We start from the raw sequence: 16044 nt of genomic DNA, 5'->3' as shown, positions 1-16044 counted from the left end.
TCCTGCCCGCCGTTGTCGTCCTCGGACCGGTCAGCGCTCCTCTTCGAAGGTCAGCACCGCCCGCGCCACCCGCCCGTGGTGGGCATCGTCCGCCGCCTTCGCGAAGTCCTCCACCGGGTAGGTCTTCGTCACCAACTCGTCGAGCAGCAGCCGCCCTTCACGGTAGAGCCGGGCGTAGAGCGCGATGTCCCGCTGCGGGCGGGCCGACCCGTAACGGCAGCCCAGGATCGACTTGTCCAGATACATCGACGACACCCGGAACGAGGCCTCCGCGGTGGCCGGCGGCACCCCGAGCAGCACCGCCTGGCCGTGCCGGTCGAGCAGGTCGACGGCCTGCCGGATCAGCCGGGTGCTGCCCACGCACTCGAAGGCATGGTCGGCGCCGGTCGGCAGGATCTCCTTCACCGCCTTGACGCCGTCCGCCACCGCCGACGCGTCGATGAAGTGGGTCGCCCCGAACTGCCGCGCCACCGTCTCCTTCGCCGGGTTGGCGTCCACCGCCACGATCACCGACGCCCCGGCGATCCGTGCCCCCTGGAGCACATTGAGGCCGATACCGCCCGCCCCGATCACCACGACCGAGTCCCCCCGGTCCACCCTCGCCCGATTGAGCACCGCCCCGACCCCGGTCAGCACCCCGCACCCGATCAGCGCGGCCGACGCCAGCGGAATATCCTCGGCGATCTTCACCGCCTGCACCGCCTTGACGACCGTACGTTCCGCGAACGCCGAGTTCGACGCGAAGCTGAACAGCTCGGTATCGCCCCGGCGGAACGGCTTCTGCGGCATCCCGATCGCCTTCCGGCACATCGTCGGCCGCCCCCGGTCGCACTCCGCGCACGCCCCGCAGTTGGCCAGCGTCGACAGCGCGACGTGATCGCCGGGCACCACATGGCCGACGCCCGCGCCCACGGCCTCGACCACCCCCGCCCCCTCGTGCCCCAGCACCACCGGCACCGGGAACGGAATCGTCCCGTCGACCACCGACAGATCGCTGTGGCACAACCCCGCGGCCCGGATACCGACCAGCACCTCGCCCGGGCCCGGATCGCGCACCTCCAGATCGTCCACGACCCGGGGCTGTTCGCCGTCGAAGATGACGCCCCTCATATCCGCTCCACTCTGGGCAGGCCGAGCACCCGCTCGGCGATGATGTTGCGCTGGATCTCGTCCGAGCCGCCGTAAAGGGTGTCGGCCCGGGTGAACAGGAACAGCCGCTGCAACGCGTCGAGTTCGTACGGCGCCTGCGCGGCCCAGTCGGCGGGGCCCAGCGCCGCGGCGGCCCCGCGCACCCGCATCGCCAGCTCCCCGAGCCGCTGGTGCCAGCCACCCCACAGCAGCTTCGCCACACTCGGTGCACCGGCGTCCCCGGCCGCTCCCAGCGTGCGCAGCGCGTTCCACCGCATGACCTTCAACTCGGCCCACTGGCCGACGAGTTGGTCACGCAGGACCGGGTCCCGCAGCGCACCGCAGCGCACCGCCTCCCCGACGACCTCGGCCAGCTCCGCCGCGAACCCGATCTGCTGGACGAGGGTGGACACCCCGCGCTCCCGCGCGAGCAGCCCCATGGCCACCCGCCAGCCCGCACCCTCCCCGCCCACCACATGCGCGGCCACCGCACCGTCGAAGAACACCTCGTTGAACTCCGCCGTCCCCGACATCTGCCGGATCGGCCGCACCTCGATGCGCCCCGGCTGATCCATCGCCACCAGCAGGAACGAGAGCCCGCGATGGCGCCGCTCGGCCGGATCCGTCCGCGCCAGCACAAAGCACCAGTCGGCCTCGCCCGCCAGTGACGTCCAGATCTTCTGCCCGCTGACGCGATAGCCGGCACCCTCCCGGACCGCCACCGTCCGCAGCCCCGCCAGATCCGACCCCGCGTCCGGCTCGCTGTAGCCCTGGCACCACAGCTCCTCACCCCGGGCGATGGCCGGCAGAAACCGCCGCCGCTGCGCCTCGTCCCCGTAGGCGAGCAGCGTCGGCGCCAGCAGGTTCTCCCCGATGTGCCCCACCCGCCCCGGCGCCCTGGCCCGCGCATACTCCTCGGCCCACACCACCTGCTGGGTCAGGCTCGCCGTACGGTTCCCGTACGCCCCCTCCCCGCCCTCCCACCCGAGCCCGATCCACCCATCGGCCCCCAGCTCCCGCTCCCACGCCCGCCGTTCCTCGGCGCCCTCGTGCTCGCTCCCCGGGCCCCCACGCCCCGCCAACGAGGCGTATACACCCACAAGATGCCCCGCAAGCCAGTCACGAGCCTCCGCCCGAAACCCCTCGTCCCCACTCCCGAACCCAAAGTCCACGAAGACCTCCCACGCCCGCCCCCACCCACGTTCACTTCCTCACCCACGGGAGGGGACGGGCCGGAGGGGCCTGGTGTGTGGACGTAAAGCGCAGCAGTCCACGCACCAGGCCCCGCAGGCCCGTCACCGCACCCACAGCCCCGCGCAGCGGACCCGGCCCGCCGCAGGCGCAACAGCGGCAAACCCCCACGGCGGGAAAGCCAAAAGCGCCCCGAGGCAAAGCGCAGCGGACCGGCCCGCCGCTGGAGGTACCTCCCACGCCCTTCAGGCAGTGGGGGAGCAACGGCGAGAAGCCCCCACGGCGGGAAAGCCGAGAACGCCGGAAAGCCCCTACGCGTTGGGCCGCGCCTTCGCCCCCGCAGCCCTCGCCATCTCCGAAAGCTGCGCCAACATCGGCATGGGATCGGACCCGACCGACCCCGGCAGCACCTCCGCCACCCGCTCCGGCGTCCAGCCGCCCCCGTCGGCGTACACGGAGCGGAGCTCCCTCGGCTGGGCCCACACCGCGATCTTGGGCCCGGCAACCGTGTACACCTGCCCGGTGACCTCCCTGGCCTGGTCACTCAGCAGATAGACGACCAGCGCCGCCACGTCCTCCGGTTCGCCGATCTCCGTCAGCTCCACCGGCACGCTCGCCGACATCCGCGTCCGCGCCACGGGCGCCACGGCGTTGGCCGTCACTCCGTACTTGTGCAGGCCCAGCGCGGCGCTCCGCACCAGCGAGATGATCCCGCCCTTCGCGGACGCATAGTTGGCCTGGGACACCGAGCCCTGGTGATTCCCGCTGGTGAAGCCCACCAGGGTGCCCGTACCTTGCCGGCGCATGATGGCCGACGCCGCCCGGAAGACCGTGAACGTCCCCTTCAGGTGGGTGGCGACCACCGGGTCCCACTCCTCCTCGGACATGTTGAAGAGCATCCGTTCCCGCAGGATCCCGGCCACGCACACCACACCGTCGATCCGTCCGTACTGCGCCAGCGCGGTGTCCACGATCCGCTGCCCGCCGGCCATGGTGGACACATCGTCGGCCACCGCGACCGCCAGGCCCCCGGCCGCCTCGATCTCCTTCACCACCGATTCGGCGACCTCGCTGCTGGGTCCGGCGCCGTCGACGGCGACCCCGTAGTCGTTGACGATCACCTTGGCGCCCTGGTCCGCGCAGGCGAGAGCCACCGCCCGGCCGATACCGCGGCCCGCCCCCGTTACGGCGATCACTTTGCCGGCCAAGAAGTTCCCCATGCCGTGACCCTTCCCGCAGTTTCTGACGGACCGTTAGATTTTTGAGCAGACACCGGACGAACACAAGACCCCGGGGCTACCGAACCCAGCCATCCCGAGGAGGGCCCGTGCCCCTGCCGCAGGAGTTCCATGACATCGCCGGACGCGTGAACAACTGGGGACGCTGGGGCCCGGACGACGAGATCGGGACCCTCAACCTGATCACCGAACGGGTCGTACGGGAGGCCGCCGGCTGCGTCCGCAGCGGCCGCCGCATCCCGCTCGCCCTCCCGCTCCGGCAGGACGGCGTACAGACCGGCGTGATCCCCGGCCGGGTCAACCCGCTGCACACCATGACCGCCATCAACCAGGAGATCTTCGGTCCCGGCACGGTCGCGACGACGGACGACGTGGTCACGATGGGCCTCCAGGCCGCCACCCACTGGGACGGCCTCGCCCACGTCTCCCACTCCGGCCGGCTCTACAACAACCGCCCCGCCGACTCGGTCACCGCCCACCACGGCGCCACCTGCCTCGGCGTGGAGAAGGCCACCCCCCTCGTCTCCCGCGGGGTCCTCCTGGACGTGGCCCGCGCCCACCGCACCGAGCAACTGCCGGGCGGTTACGCCATCACGCCGGAGGACCTGGACGCCGCCGAAGAACGGGCCAGGACGGCGGTACGGGCCGGCGATATCGTCCTCGTACGGACCGGGCAGCTGCGGCACTACCTCGCCGGCGACCGCCAGGCCTACGCGTTCCCGTCACCCGGCCTGTCGCTGCGCACCCCGGAGTGGTTCCACGCACGCGATGTCGCGGCGGTCGCCAACGACACCCTGACCTTCGAGATCTTCCCGCCGGAGATCGAGAACCTGTGGATGCCGGTGCACGCGCTCGATCTCGTCGAGATGGGCATGCCGCAGGGCCAGAACTGGAATCTGGAGGAGCTGGCGACGGCTTGCGCGCAGGCGGGACGCTGGACGTTCCTGCTGTCCGCGGTGGCCGAACCGTTCGTCGGAGGCTCCGGGGCGCCGGTCGCACCCGTGGCGATCCTCTGACCGGGCCGTTGACGGTCCCCGGCCGGGCCGCGGCAACCCTCGGCCACCTGCCCGGGCCGGGTCGCGCCGGGCCGCCGACTCTGACGGCCGACGGCCCGACGGCGCCCGGCCGGCCAGGTGGCGATGCGCGCGTGCGCGCCCCGAGCACGGCACCGCGGACCGCCACCCATCCCCGCTGCCACGGGGGCCCTACCAGGCCGCGATCCGCACTCGCCAAGACCCGGGCCACATGACCGGCCCCCCACAACCTCGGCGTCCCCTCGCGGCGCATCGCTTCACCCAAGGGTGATCAACTGGCCACGCCACGTCAACACCTGGTCTGGACTGCTTTCGTTACCGCCCGGAGCGGATCAGGCCTGATGCGTCACGGCGCGTGGCGTCGCGCGAGAGTGTTCGTAAGCCCCCAGATCGGACCCTGACGCCAGCAGCAGAGGCTGGCCGCGGTCCACCTCGCACCAGATCCGCTTGCCGCCGCCATCCTGCTGCCACCCCCAGCGGTCGGCCAGGCCGTCGACCAGTTCCAGGCCGCGGCCGTTGGTGTCGTCGCCGTCGGCGTGCCGCTGGCGTGGCGGGCGGGCGCTGGCGTCCACCACTTCGACCCGGACGGTCCCGACCACGGCGCCCGAGCCGGAGAAGCACATCCGCAGCTCGGCCGCCGCGCCGGTGTGCACCACGGCGTTGGTGACGAGCTCGGAAATCAAAAGGACCAGCGTCTCCGCAAGTGGCTCATCGGCCCCTATACCGGAACCCACGAGCCGCGACCTGGCCCATCGCCGGGCCCTCCCCACCTCCGCGGGGTCGGGCCGTACATCCAACTGAACCTGAAGCACCTGCACCGCTCACACCATCCGAACCGGCGGAAACATCGCCTCGCGCCTCCACGGAGTCACGGTGCGTGACCCCGGTGGAGCACAGCATGGTTGACGTTGAGTCACCCCAACAAGCGCTTCGGGCATATTCCAGCGCAAGGGAGTATGCATCCTGCATACTGTGCGACGCACTTTGCGGGGAGTCGAACAAGGGGGGCGATCGGGCCCTGCCCAAGGGCGAGCGGCGCGCAGTCCGTACCCCGGAGCCGTCTTTCCGACGACACCGGGCCCGTTGCGCCACAGAACCACTCGCACCCCACGGAGGGTACCCGAGCGGAACGCCGACTCCCCCCTGTGACGAGTCACGCCTAGGACACAACCCGATATCGACCCTCCGTGACCATTTCCGCATGGCGAGCCCGACATATCGCATACGCATCGCCAGGACCTGGCACCGCACGGCGTCACGCGCCGCCACACACACCCGCGTACCACCCCGCACCACCACGACCCTCGCGCCGCCGCCGTCAGGCGATCAAGCCCGCCGCCAGCAGTTCTTCCGCCTCGCGCGCCACTCCCCAGTGCTCGGCCCGCAACCAGGCCCGCTTGAGGTGCAGATGCACATCGGCCTCCCAGGTGAAGCCCATTCCGCCGTGGACCTGCAGGCAGTCCCGTGCGTTACCCACCGCGGCCTCGTCAGCCAACAGCTTCGCGGCCGTGACATCGAGGACACACTCCGTGAGTGACGCCGCATATACCGCACTTCGGGCGATTTCCGCCCGTACCAGCATCTGCGCGCACAGATGCTTGACCGCCTGGAACGAGCCGATGGGCACACCGAACTGTTCGCGCTCGCGGGCGTGGCCCACCGCCATCTCGACCGTGCGGGCCGCGCTTCCCAGTTGCTGTGCGGCGGTGAGCAGCGCCGCCTCGCGGCGGAGCCGGGGGACGTCCAGGGCCAGAGGCGCGGTGCGCGGCAGGTCCATGACGCGGGCGAGCGGAGTGAGGGGATCGATGGAGGCGAACGGGGCGCAGACCACCCGGTCCTGCGCGCTCCAGTAGGCGCCCCCCGTGCGCCCGTATGCGCCCCTGAGTCCGCCCCCAGGCCCGCCATCCCCGTGCCCCGCGCCCTCCTCCACCAAGATCAACTCATCGCACTCCGCCGGGTGTTCCCACAGCACCGGCTCCCGCTCCGCCTCGCACAGCCCGACGATCTTCTCGCCGGCCGCGACACCGTCCACCGTCCCGGCCAGCAGCTGGCACGCCACCAGCGGCCCCGGCAGCAGCGCCCGCCCGGCCTCCTCGAAGACCAGCACCGCCTCCGGCAGTCCGAGCCCCACTCCGCCGGCCGCCTCCGGCAGCCGCAGCGCGAAGAACCCGGCCTCGCCCAACTCGCGCCACAGCGCACGGTCCAGCGCCGGTTCTTCCACCGCGGCCCGCAGCCGTTCCCGGCCGAAGCGTCCGGCCAGCAGCGCACGGGTACCGTCCCGCAACGCCCGTTGGTCCGCGGTGAGTTGGAAATCCACCGGCCCGGTCACCGCCCCTTCGGCAGGCCGAGGATCCGCTCGGCGACGATGTTCTGCTGGATCTGCGAGGTACCGGCCGCGATGGTGTAGGAGAGGGACGACAGCCGGTCCCCGGCCCACTCGTGGTCCGCGTCCAGCGCGCCGGCCCCGAGCACCTCCGCCGCCGCGTCGTACAGCTCCTGGCGGACGTGCGAATAGCGGAGCTTGAAGACCGAACCGCCGACCCCCGGCACACCACCGCCGCTCCCCCGCCGCCCGCCGCCCGGCGGGCCCCCCGCCGCCTCGCTGACATTCCACTGGATCAACCGCCACAGCGCGGCGAACTCCGCATGCAGCCGGCCCAGCCTGCGGCGCAGCACCGCGTCGTCCCAGCGGCCGTTGGCGCGCGCGGCCCGGGCCAGCGCGCCGAGCACCCGGCGGCAGGCCACCACCTCGCCGACGAAGGCGGTGCCGCGCTCGAAGGACAGCGTCACCATCGTCACCCGCCAGCCGTCGTTCTCCGCGCCGACGCGGTTGCCGACCGGCACCCGCACCTCGTCGAGGAACATCTCGGCGAACTCCGTCGAGCCGGCCAGGGTGCGCAGCGGCCGGACCGTCACGCCCGGTGCGTCCATGGGCATCGCCAGCCAGCTGATGCCGCGGTGCCGGGGCGCGGCCGGGTCGGTGCGGACGAGGAGTTCGCACCAGTCGGCGACCTCGGCGTGCGAAGTCCAGATCTTGGCGCCGCTGACGACGTAGCTGTCCCCGTCGCGCACGGCCCTGGTCCGCAGCGCGGCGAGGTCGGAGCCGGCGTCCGGTTCACTGAAGCCCTGGCACCAGATCTCGTCGCCGCGCAGGATCGGCGGCAGCCAGCGGGCGCGTTGTGCGGCGCTGCCCTCGACGGCGAGGGTCGGCCCCGCGTGCAGCAGCCCGACGAAGTTCGCGCCGACGTAGGGCGCCCCGGCACGCTCGGTCTCCTCCAGGAAGATCAGGTGCTCGGTGGGGGTGGCACCCTGCCCGCCGGCGTCCCGCGGCCAGTGCAGGCCCGCGTATCCGGCGTCGTACAGCATCCGCTGCCAGGCCGTGTCATACGCCCGCCGTCCCGGCCAGTCGGTCGCGGCGGGCTTCGCGGGGAGCCGCGGCAGCACCTCGCCGAGCCAGGCGCGCAGCCTGGCCCGGAAGTCTTCCTCTTCCGGTGAGTACGTGAGGTCCATGGGGGCTACCCGTGGAAGAGGCGGCAGAGGGGCCGCCGGCCGGGCGGATCGCCGCCGGGGAGAGCACAGGCGGCGGGTGGTTCGGGAACCGGCTCGCGCACCCCGCCCCGCGGCGGCTCCATCACGTTCCCCATCGTGGTCCCCTCACCCGAGATTCTGATGGATCGTCAGAAAAGGCTAGCCCCGCCGCCGCCGGACCGGCAAGGCGTCGACCTCCACTCTCCGTACGGGACCTGACGCAGCGTCAGCAATGACGGAGACGGGGCGCACGGCCGACACCGCACCCCCTTCCGGGAAGGACTGATGGCCCACACCACGCTCCGGGACCTGGCCGCCCGGCGCGCCCGCCGCACTCCCGGCCGAGGCGGGTCATGACCGCGTGAGATGGCGGACGAGGGTGACCAGGGCCTGGCGTTGACCGTCCGGGGCGGCATCGGTGCCGGCGGGCAGGAGCATGTGGGTGAGCTGGGGCAGGGTGAACCAGGAGGCCGCGAGGGCGATGACCGCGTGCACCAGCTGGCCCGCCTCGACGGCGCCGGTGAGCTTGCCGTCCTGCTGGGCGCGGGCGACGGCAGCGATCTTCTCGGCGTAGTGGTCCGTGCGTTCGCTCTCGGCGGCGATCCGGTCGGAACACTGCAGCCCCTCCCAGGCCAGCAGGCGTACGAAATGCGGGTGCCGGCGGTGGTAGTCGAAGACCCGGCCCGCATAGTCGCCCAGGTCACCGGCCTGGCCCGCGGTGAGGGGAACAGCCGCGGCGATCTTTTCCAGCTCTGATGCGAGGACCGCGGCGAACAGCTTCTCCTTGCTGCCGAAGTACTGGTAGATCCGCTCCTTGTTGACGCCCGCCCGGGTCGCGATGCGGGCAATGCGGGCGCCGTCGGCGCCGCACTCGGCGAACTCCTCGACGGCGGCATCCAGCAGGAGCTGTTTCGTGCGTGCGGTGTCCCAGGCCATGCGGCAACCCTACCCCGATCCCCAACCAAATGGTTGGACTTCTCGGAGGGGGCGTGCCAGACTCCAACCGTCTGGTTGGAGATCAGGGATCCAGCCACCTTGACCAGGAGTGATTCCATGGCCGCGAACACGCCCACCGCCCCGTCCGTCCACCGCCGTGCGCTGATCACCTGGCTGGCCGTCTACCCGACCATCACCGTCGCCCTGGGGCTGCTGGGTCCTGCCACCGCCCACCTGCCGCTGCTGCTGCGCACGCTGATCCTCACCGCGATCGTCGTCCCCACCGCCGCCTACGCCTTCATCCCCGCGCTGATGAAGGCGAACGCCGCCTTGTCCCGCCGCCCTCGGTAGCCCCGTAACCCCGCCCCCTCTTCGGGTGCGCCCGGCTCTTCGGGTGCGCCCGGCCGCCGTGAGCCCCGCAATGCGGACACCTGCTGTCCTCCACACCGCCTACGGTCACCCCATGAGTCACTCGCGACCCCGTATCGACACCGCCGCGCGCCGTGCCCGCCTCGGGCGGCGGCACCTGCTCGCGCCCGCGTACCGGGCGGACCGTACGGAGGAGGTGGCGGATGCGGTCGTGGGGCTGCATGCCACCGATCCGGCGACCGTCCATCTGGCGGCCTGCGCCCGGCTGACCGCTCCTGACCCGGCCGATGTGGAGCGCGCGCTGTACGACGAGGGGTCGCTGGTCCGGCTGCTGTGCATGCGCCGCACGCTCTTCGCGGTCGGCGCCGCGGTCGCACCGGTCGTCGCCTCGTCCACCGCGAAGACGATCGCCGCCAGGGAGCGGGCGGGGATGGTCAAGTGGCTCACCGAGGGCGCCCCGGGGTGGGACGAACGGCGGCTGGCCGAGGTCGAGGCGCGGACGCTGGCCGCGCTGAACGCACACGGCGAGGCGACCGCGTCCGAACTCGCCGCCGAGGTGCCCGACCTGCGCGACACCATCGTGAACTCCCCCGGCAAGCCGTACCAGGCCACGGTCGCCGTCTCCAGCCGGATCCTGCGGGTACTGGCCGCCGAGGGCCGCATCCGGCGCGGGCGGCCGCGCGGCGGCTGGACCAGCAGTTCCTACCGCTGGCGGCCTGGCACCGCGTTCGCCGAGCTGCCCGCGCCGCCGGCCCCCGAGGCGCGCGCCGCCCTCGCCGGACGCTGGCTCGCGTCGTACGGCCCGGCGACCGTGGACGATCTCAAGTGGTGGACAGGCTGGACGCTCACGGCCACCCGGCAGGCGCTGGCCGCCGTCGGCGCCGTCGAGGTGGACCTGGACGGCGGCATCTGTGGCGTCGCGCTGCCCGGTGACCTCGCACCGGTCGCCGCACCCGAACCCTGGGCCGCCCTGCTGCCGGCCCTCGACCCCACCGCGATGGGCTGGAAGTACCGCGACTGGTACCTCGACCCGGACCATGTACCGCAGCTCTTCGACCGCAACGGGAACATCGGGCCGACGGTGTGGTGGAACGGCCGGATCATCGGCGGCTGGGCTCAGCGCGCGGACGGCGAGATCGTCTGGCGGCTGCTGACGGATGGTGGGGGCACCACCCTGCCCGGGCGAAGCCGAGAGCTCGGGGGACGCAGCGAAGCCACCGCGGCGGTGACGGCCGAGGCGGCCCGGCTGGCGGCCTGGCTCGGGGACGTCCGGGTCACCCCGCGCATACGGACTCCGCTGGAGCGGGAGTTGAGCGGGTGACGGGAGTTGAGAGGGTGACGGGAGCTGAGCAGGTGACGGGAGTTGAGCGGGTGACGGGAGTTGAGCGGGTGACGGCCCCTGCCGCCGCCCGGCCGCCTCAGCCCTGACGCCGGCCTCAGCACACCGGCAGCCTCAGCGCGGCCGGTAGGCGCTCGTCGCCTGCTCGTACAGCTCGTCCACCTCGTGCCGCCCGCTGTCCGGGCCGATGACGAGTACGAGGTGGTAGCGGCCGTTATGGATCATCGCGAGGTTACGCACATACACCTCGCGTCCGCTGCCGTCACGCCAGGAGAAGGTGCCCTCGGCCATCGCCGTCTTCCCGACGTCGATCCGCTGCAGACCGGAGGCCGAGGCCCAGCCGGAGGAGCGGTACGGCGCCAGCTCGGCTTCCTTGTTCTGCATATACGCCATCGGATCGGTGCCGGAGTGTGCCGTCGTGTCGCGGCCGGGCACCACCACCAGCTCGTAGTCCCCGCCGACGTACCGCACCTGGCCCCGGTCGTTCGCCCCGCGCCGCTGCCAGCCCTTGCGGACCGCGACCTGGAAGCCCTCGGGGTCGGTGCGGACCTCGAAGCCCTCGGCGGCCCCCGCCGGGCTGGTGGCCCGCGGCGCGCCGGTACCCGACGAGGCGCCGTCCCCCTCGCTCCGGTCCTTGGACGGAGTGGGGGACGCGGGCGCCGCGCCCGAGGTGCCCGCACGGTCCGCGCCTCCCCCGCCGGTCTTGGCGTCCTCACCGGACTTGGGCAGGAACGCCATCGCATAGATGACCGCGCCGACGAGGAGAAGCAGGATGACGGTCAGCAGCAGCCGGCCGAGCGGTCGCGGCGCACGCGCCGGGCGCGCCGGGGGAAGCGGCGCGTCGCCCAGGCCCCCCTGACCGACTTGGCCTACCTGGCCTACCTGGCCGACCTGGCCGACCTGGCCGAGCGTCTGCTGCTCGTACGGTTCCCCGTCAGCGGCCCCGCCGTACCCCCAGGGCTCAGCCGGCTCGGCACGCCGCTCCGCCCGGGCCTGCCTGGGCGGCCGGAGCGGCTTGGGCTGCTTCGGGGGACGGGGCGGACGGGGCGCGGCAGCGAGCGGGGCGGACCGCTCGGGGTCCGGCGCCGGTGGGACGGGTGGTGCGGCAGCGGCAGCCGTCGCCCCGTCCGCCCCGGCGACGGCCGGCGCCGGCCGCGGCCGCGCCCGCCGGGACGCCCGGGTCTTCTTGTGGCGCCCCTTCCTGACGAGTTCACCGCGGCGCCGCACGATCGGCAGCCGCCGGGGATCGGCGCCCTGCGATGCCGGCATCGTCACCAGCCGGCTCCCGGCCTCCGGCTCCGGTGCCGTACGGATCAACGAGCGCAGCCAGCCGTTCAGCTCCTCGAAAGCCGGGCGGTCGGCGGGGTCCTGACGCAGCAGGGACTCGACGACGGGACGCAGCGCCCCGCACTCCTCGGCGACCGCGGGCGGCTGCGAACAGACCAGCTGTGCCAGTTCGACGGCGCTGTCCTCCGGGAACGGCGGCTGCCCCTGCACGCTCCGGTAGAGGAGCGCACCGACCGCCCACAGGTCGGTGGCCGGGCCGACCGGCGGCGCCAACTGCCAGTTCTCGTGGACCGGTCCGGCCTGCTCCGGTGCCCAGCGCTCGGTGACCGGGCCGATGACGGTCAGCCGCGTCTGCCGGGCCCGCTCGGCGGCGAGCCCGGCGGTGGGCCGGCCGTATGCGGAGGTGGTGGTGGCGGCGCCGTCAGCCGCGGGCTTGGTCAGCGAGGTCGAGGCGGAGGCGGGCCGGCCGGCTGCAGACCCGTCGGAGGCGGGCCGGTCCGCCGCGGTCCCGTCGGACGCGGTCCCGTCGGAAGCGGGCCCGTCGGAAGCGGGCCCGTCGGAAGCGGGCCCGTCGGACGCGGGCCCGTCGGACGCGGGCCCGTCGGACGCGGGCCCGTCCCCTGCGGTCTCCTCACCGGTCGGCCGGTCCGCAGCGGTCTCCCCGCCCTCCGGCCGGTCCGCCGCGGACTCACCAAAAGCGCTCCCGCCCAGGCCGGACGCCTCGCCTCCGCACAGCGCCTCCTGCGCCGCACCCACCGCCAGGCCGGTCAGGATGGCCCGGCCGTCTTCACAGACCAGGACCGTGCGGGCGGTGATGTTGCGGTGGAGCCAGCCGTTCGTATGCAGCACCCGCAGCGCGGTGAGCAGGTCCGCGGCGATCTCCGCGGCGCGGTGCGGGGACAGGGGCCGCGCGGCGAGCAGCGCGGACAGCGGGCGGGCGGTGAGGAGTTCGGCGACGATCCAGAGGCTGCCGTCCTGCGCAAAGGCGTCGAAGACCTGCTCCAGCCGGGGGTGGTCGGCCAGCTGCGCGGCCGTGGTCGCGGCCTCCAGCGCGCGTCGTACGGCGGGATCGCGGGGACTGCGGTCGGCAACCCCGGCCGTGCCGTTCACCGTGCCCCGCGTGGCGCCGAAGCGGCCGCCGCCGGGCCTCGGCTCGCCGGGCCTGCGCTCACCGGGCCCTGCCGTCGCCGCCCCCACGGCCTCAGCCCCGACCACCTCCGCCTCGACGACCTCCGGCAGCGGCACCTGACGGATCAGCACCTCTTGTCCGCTGAAGGTGTCGAATGCCCGGGTCTCGGTGAAGTCGTCGTCGCCGAGGGGCCGCAACGGCAGGCGGTAACGCTCGGCGAGCACCCTTCCCGCGTACTCGTCCACGACGCCTCCCCGCAGCGCGCACTGTCTACCGTCGCGCCGGAGCCGCCCGTCGGCGCTGGCGCCTCCGGTCACTTCCGGTCGTCTTCCCGCCGATTGCGGATGCGTACGGTCTTCGCCGTCTCACGATACGTGCCCGCATCGGAGCTTGCGGCCCGCTCGGCGCAACGACGCGCAACCTCTCCGCGCGCATCCTCTCGGTGCTTCGTCCGGCCCGCGCCCCGGTCCCCCGACCGGCCCGTCCCCCGTCCCCGGCTCAGCCCTTCAGCACTCAGCCCTTCAGCACGTAGCCCTTCAGCACTCAGTGCCCTTCAGCGCTCAGTCCTTCAGCGCGAACGTCTTGAACGCAGTCTTGATCATCTGCTGGCACGGCTTGTCCGACCAGGCATCCGCCTTGCAGGTGATCATGATGGCGTAGCCGTGGTGGTCGTCGGCCCGGAAGCCGCGGTCGAGGACCCGTACCTTCTCGCCGCTCTGCCGACGGGTGAACGACCAGTCGGCGACGGTCGGATAGTCCCGCCACTTCACCGACTTGATGCCGATGAGGTGGTAGTCGTCGCTGGAGGAGCGCACGGCCGGCTCCAGGCTGCGCCAGGAGGCCGCCGCATCGGTGCCGGGCTCGGCGTTGTAGTCGATCTGGATGCGCGGGAAGCCGCCCGAGGCGCTGTATATGGCGCCGGAGCCCTCCCCCGCGGTGTCGGTCTGGTGGAAGCCCTTGGGCATCGCCATACGGAAGTGGAACTTGTCGTTGGAGAGCTCGGTGAAGCCGCCCGGCACGGCCTTGCCGCCCTTGCCGCCGCTGTCGTCCTTGCCACCGGTGTCCTCGGCCGGGGTGAGATTCGGCGGCTGCGGGTCGGCCGGGTCCTGGTCCTTCGTCCGGTCCTTTGCCTGGTCCCCACCCGCATCGGCCGCGTCCGTCGACGGCTTCGCCCGGCTCGCGGACGACGACGTGTCCGGCTTGCCGGACGCCTTGCCGCTCGTCTTCCCCGAGTCGTCGCCCAGGGTGGCGGCCAGCACCGTGCCCAGCACCGCCAGGACGACGACCACGGCCACGGCCACGATGATCAGCGTGCGGCGCGGAACGACGTCGGTCACCGACGCGCGCGCCGGCGGACGGCTCCCGTCGCCGGATCTGGAGTCCGGACGGGCCGCCATCGCGGCGGCGGCGCTGCGGACGGACTGCAGGGCGCCGCGCACCTTCTCCTTGGCGGCCTCGGCGTCGAACCCGGGCCGGGTGCCCGCCGGACGGGCCGCGCCCGGACCGGCCGAACCCGCCCTACCGCCGGCGTCCGCCGCGTCGGGACCGGTCGCCTCCCCGGCCGTCGAACCGGCCGCCCCGGACTGCGGACGCCCGGTCCGCGCCGGCGCACCCGCCGCGGCAGCCTCGCCGGCACCGGCGCCCTTGCCCCCCTTGCCTCCGCCGGTCTTGCTTCCGCCGGCCGTGCTTCCACCGGCCGTGCTTCCACCGGCCTTGCTCTTGCCCGCCGTGGCAGCCGTGGCAGCCGCGGACGTACCGGCACCCGCGGAGGTGCCGGCACCCGCCTTGCCACCGCCGCCGGTGCTCGCGTTCCCGGCCGCCGGCTCCGCCACCGGCGCGGCGGCGGACCGCGTCCCCCGCACCACCCGCGACTTCGGCGCGGCCTTCGACTTCGGCGTGTTCTTCGGCTTCGACTTCGGCTTCGGCCCGGCCTTCGGCTCCGACCGCTCCACGGGCACCGTCGGCAGCGCCATCGCCCGGGTCGCGTCCATCGGGGGTTCCGGCGTCTTCGCCTCGGGGGCGTGGACCACGTCCTCCAGCAGCACCCGCGCGCCGGCGTCGTCCAGCCGGGCGGCCGGGTCCTTCACCAGCAGGCCGTAGATGACCTCTTCCAGTTCGCCGGCGCTCTTCGGCGGCTCGACCGGCTCGGTCATCACCGCGGTCAGCGTGGCGATCGCGGAACCCTTGTCGTACGGCGGAACGCCCTCGACACAGGCGTACAGCAGGCCGCCCAGCGACCACATGTCGGCCGGCGGGCCCGGCTTGTGGCCGCGGGCGCGCTCCGGGGAGATGTAGGAGGGGGCGCCGACGAGCATGCCGGTCGAGGTCACGGAGGGGTCGCCCTCGACCTGGGCGATACCGAAGTCGGTCAGCACGACCCGGCCGTCATCGGAGATCAGGACGTTGGACGGCTTCACATCGCGGTGCAGAATGCCCTCGGCGTGCGCGGCGCGCAGCACATCGAGCACGACCAGCCCGACCTCGGCGGCGCGGCGCGGGGTGAGCGGGCCGTCGTCGCGGACGACCTCGGCCAGCGAGCGGCCCTCGACCAGCTCCATCACGATCCAGGGGCGGTCGTCCTCGTCGACCACGTCATAGACCGTCACCGCGCCGTTGTTCCGGATCCGGGCGATCGCCTTGGCCTCGCGCAGTGTGCGGGTGATCAGACGACGCTTCTCGTCCTCCTCGACCCCGCCCGGGAAGCGCAGCTCCTTGACCGCGACCGTGCGGCCCAGGACCTCGTCGCGTGCCCGCCACACGGTGCCCATGCCGCCCCGGCCGAGAACATCGGCGAGCCGGTACCGCCCGGCGAGCAGCCTGCCCCCTTTGCCGTCCATCTCGACCTCGTCGCCCACTGAATCCCCT

The 16044-nt window shown here is 73.2% G+C and carries 12 protein-coding genes; 3 read left to right on the top strand and 9 right to left on the bottom strand.

Translation table 11 applies throughout. The annotated features are described in order from the left end of the window. Positions 1-30: 30 nt before the first annotated feature. The 3 genes from ACGFR7_RS30630 to ACGFR7_RS30620 form a co-directional block, all read right to left on the bottom strand. On the bottom strand, positions 31-1110 hold the full coding sequence (locus ACGFR7_RS30630) for a Zn-dependent alcohol dehydrogenase (RefSeq protein ID WP_393325462.1): 1080 nt from the start codon (positions 1108-1110) through the stop codon (positions 31-33). Next, positions 1107-2300 (bottom strand): acyl-CoA dehydrogenase family protein, encoded by a 1194-nt coding sequence (locus tag ACGFR7_RS30625; RefSeq protein WP_393325460.1) that lies wholly within the window; start codon positions 2298-2300, stop codon positions 1107-1109. Before ACGFR7_RS30625 ends, ACGFR7_RS30630 begins: the two co-directional genes overlap by 4 nt. Before the next feature lie 330 nt (positions 2301-2630). Next, entirely contained in the window at positions 2631-3539 is a 909-nt protein-coding gene (locus tag ACGFR7_RS30620; protein ID WP_393325459.1) for an SDR family oxidoreductase, read from the bottom strand. Positions 3540-3646: 107 nt separating this feature from the next. Here ACGFR7_RS30620 and ACGFR7_RS30615 point away from each other — a divergent pair, with 107 nt between their 5' ends. Further along, positions 3647-4573, top strand: coding sequence for a cyclase family protein (locus ACGFR7_RS30615; RefSeq protein WP_393325457.1), 927 nt, complete (start codon positions 3647-3649; stop codon positions 4571-4573). A gap of 350 nt (positions 4574-4923) precedes the next feature. Here the strand turns inward: ACGFR7_RS30615 and ACGFR7_RS30610 are convergent, their stop codons facing one another. The 4 genes from ACGFR7_RS30610 to ACGFR7_RS30595 form a co-directional block, all read right to left on the bottom strand. Next, a complete protein-coding gene (locus ACGFR7_RS30610; protein WP_393325455.1) occupies positions 4924-5409 on the bottom strand; it encodes an ATP-binding protein in 486 nt (161 codons plus the stop codon). Positions 5410-5909: 500 nt separating this feature from the next. Continuing rightward, positions 5910-6908: an acyl-CoA dehydrogenase family protein gene (locus ACGFR7_RS30605; RefSeq protein WP_393325606.1), complete on the bottom strand. Its 999-nt coding sequence runs from the start codon at positions 6906-6908 to the stop codon at positions 5910-5912. Between the two features lie 8 nt (positions 6909-6916). Beyond that, a complete protein-coding gene (locus ACGFR7_RS30600) occupies positions 6917-8101 on the bottom strand; it encodes an acyl-CoA dehydrogenase family protein (RefSeq protein WP_393325453.1) in 1185 nt (394 codons plus the stop codon). A 369-nt stretch (positions 8102-8470) separates the two neighbouring features. Next, entirely contained in the window at positions 8471-9055 is a 585-nt protein-coding gene (locus tag ACGFR7_RS30595; RefSeq protein ID WP_393325451.1) for a TetR family transcriptional regulator, read from the bottom strand. A 117-nt stretch (positions 9056-9172) separates the two neighbouring features. Between ACGFR7_RS30595 and ACGFR7_RS30590 the strand changes: the two genes are divergently transcribed. Both ACGFR7_RS30590 and ACGFR7_RS30585 read left to right on the top strand, forming a co-directional pair. Continuing rightward, positions 9173-9406 carry a hypothetical protein gene (locus ACGFR7_RS30590; RefSeq protein ID WP_393325449.1) on the top strand — a complete coding sequence of 78 codons (234 nt, stop codon included), beginning with the start codon at positions 9173-9175 and terminating at the stop codon, positions 9404-9406. 112 nt (positions 9407-9518) lie between these two features. Beyond that, entirely contained in the window at positions 9519-10745 is a 1227-nt protein-coding gene (locus tag ACGFR7_RS30585; RefSeq protein ID WP_393325447.1) for a winged helix DNA-binding domain-containing protein, read from the top strand. Between the two features lie 132 nt (positions 10746-10877). On the opposite strand, the gene ACGFR7_RS30580 is transcribed toward ACGFR7_RS30585, so the two are convergent. Together ACGFR7_RS30580 and ACGFR7_RS30575 are read right to left on the bottom strand one after the other, a co-directional pair. After that, positions 10878-13424 carry a protein kinase gene (locus ACGFR7_RS30580; RefSeq protein WP_393325446.1) on the bottom strand — a complete coding sequence of 849 codons (2547 nt, stop codon included), beginning with the start codon at positions 13422-13424 and terminating at the stop codon, positions 10878-10880. Positions 13425-13739: 315 nt separating this feature from the next. Next, positions 13740-16034 carry a protein kinase gene (locus ACGFR7_RS30575; protein ID WP_393325444.1) on the bottom strand — a complete coding sequence of 765 codons (2295 nt, stop codon included), beginning with the start codon at positions 16032-16034 and terminating at the stop codon, positions 13740-13742. Positions 16035-16044 lie beyond the last annotated feature (10 nt).

Origin of the sequence: Streptomyces sp. NPDC048516 (assembly GCF_043199875.1) — a bacterium.
Lineage (GTDB): Bacteria > Actinomycetota > Actinomycetes > Streptomycetales > Streptomycetaceae > Streptomyces.
This window is presented reverse-complemented; position numbering and strand designations above follow the sequence as displayed.

What these genes read in the sequence shown, in the direction of transcription:
- ACGFR7_RS30620 (WP_393325459.1), bottom strand. Translation starts at nt 3,539, where the DNA reads ATGGGGAACTTCTTGGCCGGCAAAGTGATCGCCGTAACGGGGGCGGGC.
- ACGFR7_RS30600 (WP_393325453.1), bottom strand. Translation starts at nt 8,101, where the DNA reads ATGGACCTCACGTACTCACCGGAAGAGGAAGACTTCCGGGCCAGGCTG.
- ACGFR7_RS30595 (WP_393325451.1), bottom strand. Translation starts at nt 9,055, where the DNA reads ATGGCCTGGGACACCGCACGCACGAAACAGCTCCTGCTGGATGCCGCC.
- ACGFR7_RS30590 (WP_393325449.1), top strand. Translation starts at nt 9,173, where the DNA reads ATGGCCGCGAACACGCCCACCGCCCCGTCCGTCCACCGCCGTGCGCTG.
- ACGFR7_RS30630 (WP_393325462.1), bottom strand. Translation starts at nt 1,110, where the DNA reads ATGAGGGGCGTCATCTTCGACGGCGAACAGCCCCGGGTCGTGGACGAT.
- ACGFR7_RS30585 (WP_393325447.1), top strand. Translation starts at nt 9,519, where the DNA reads ATGAGTCACTCGCGACCCCGTATCGACACCGCCGCGCGCCGTGCCCGC.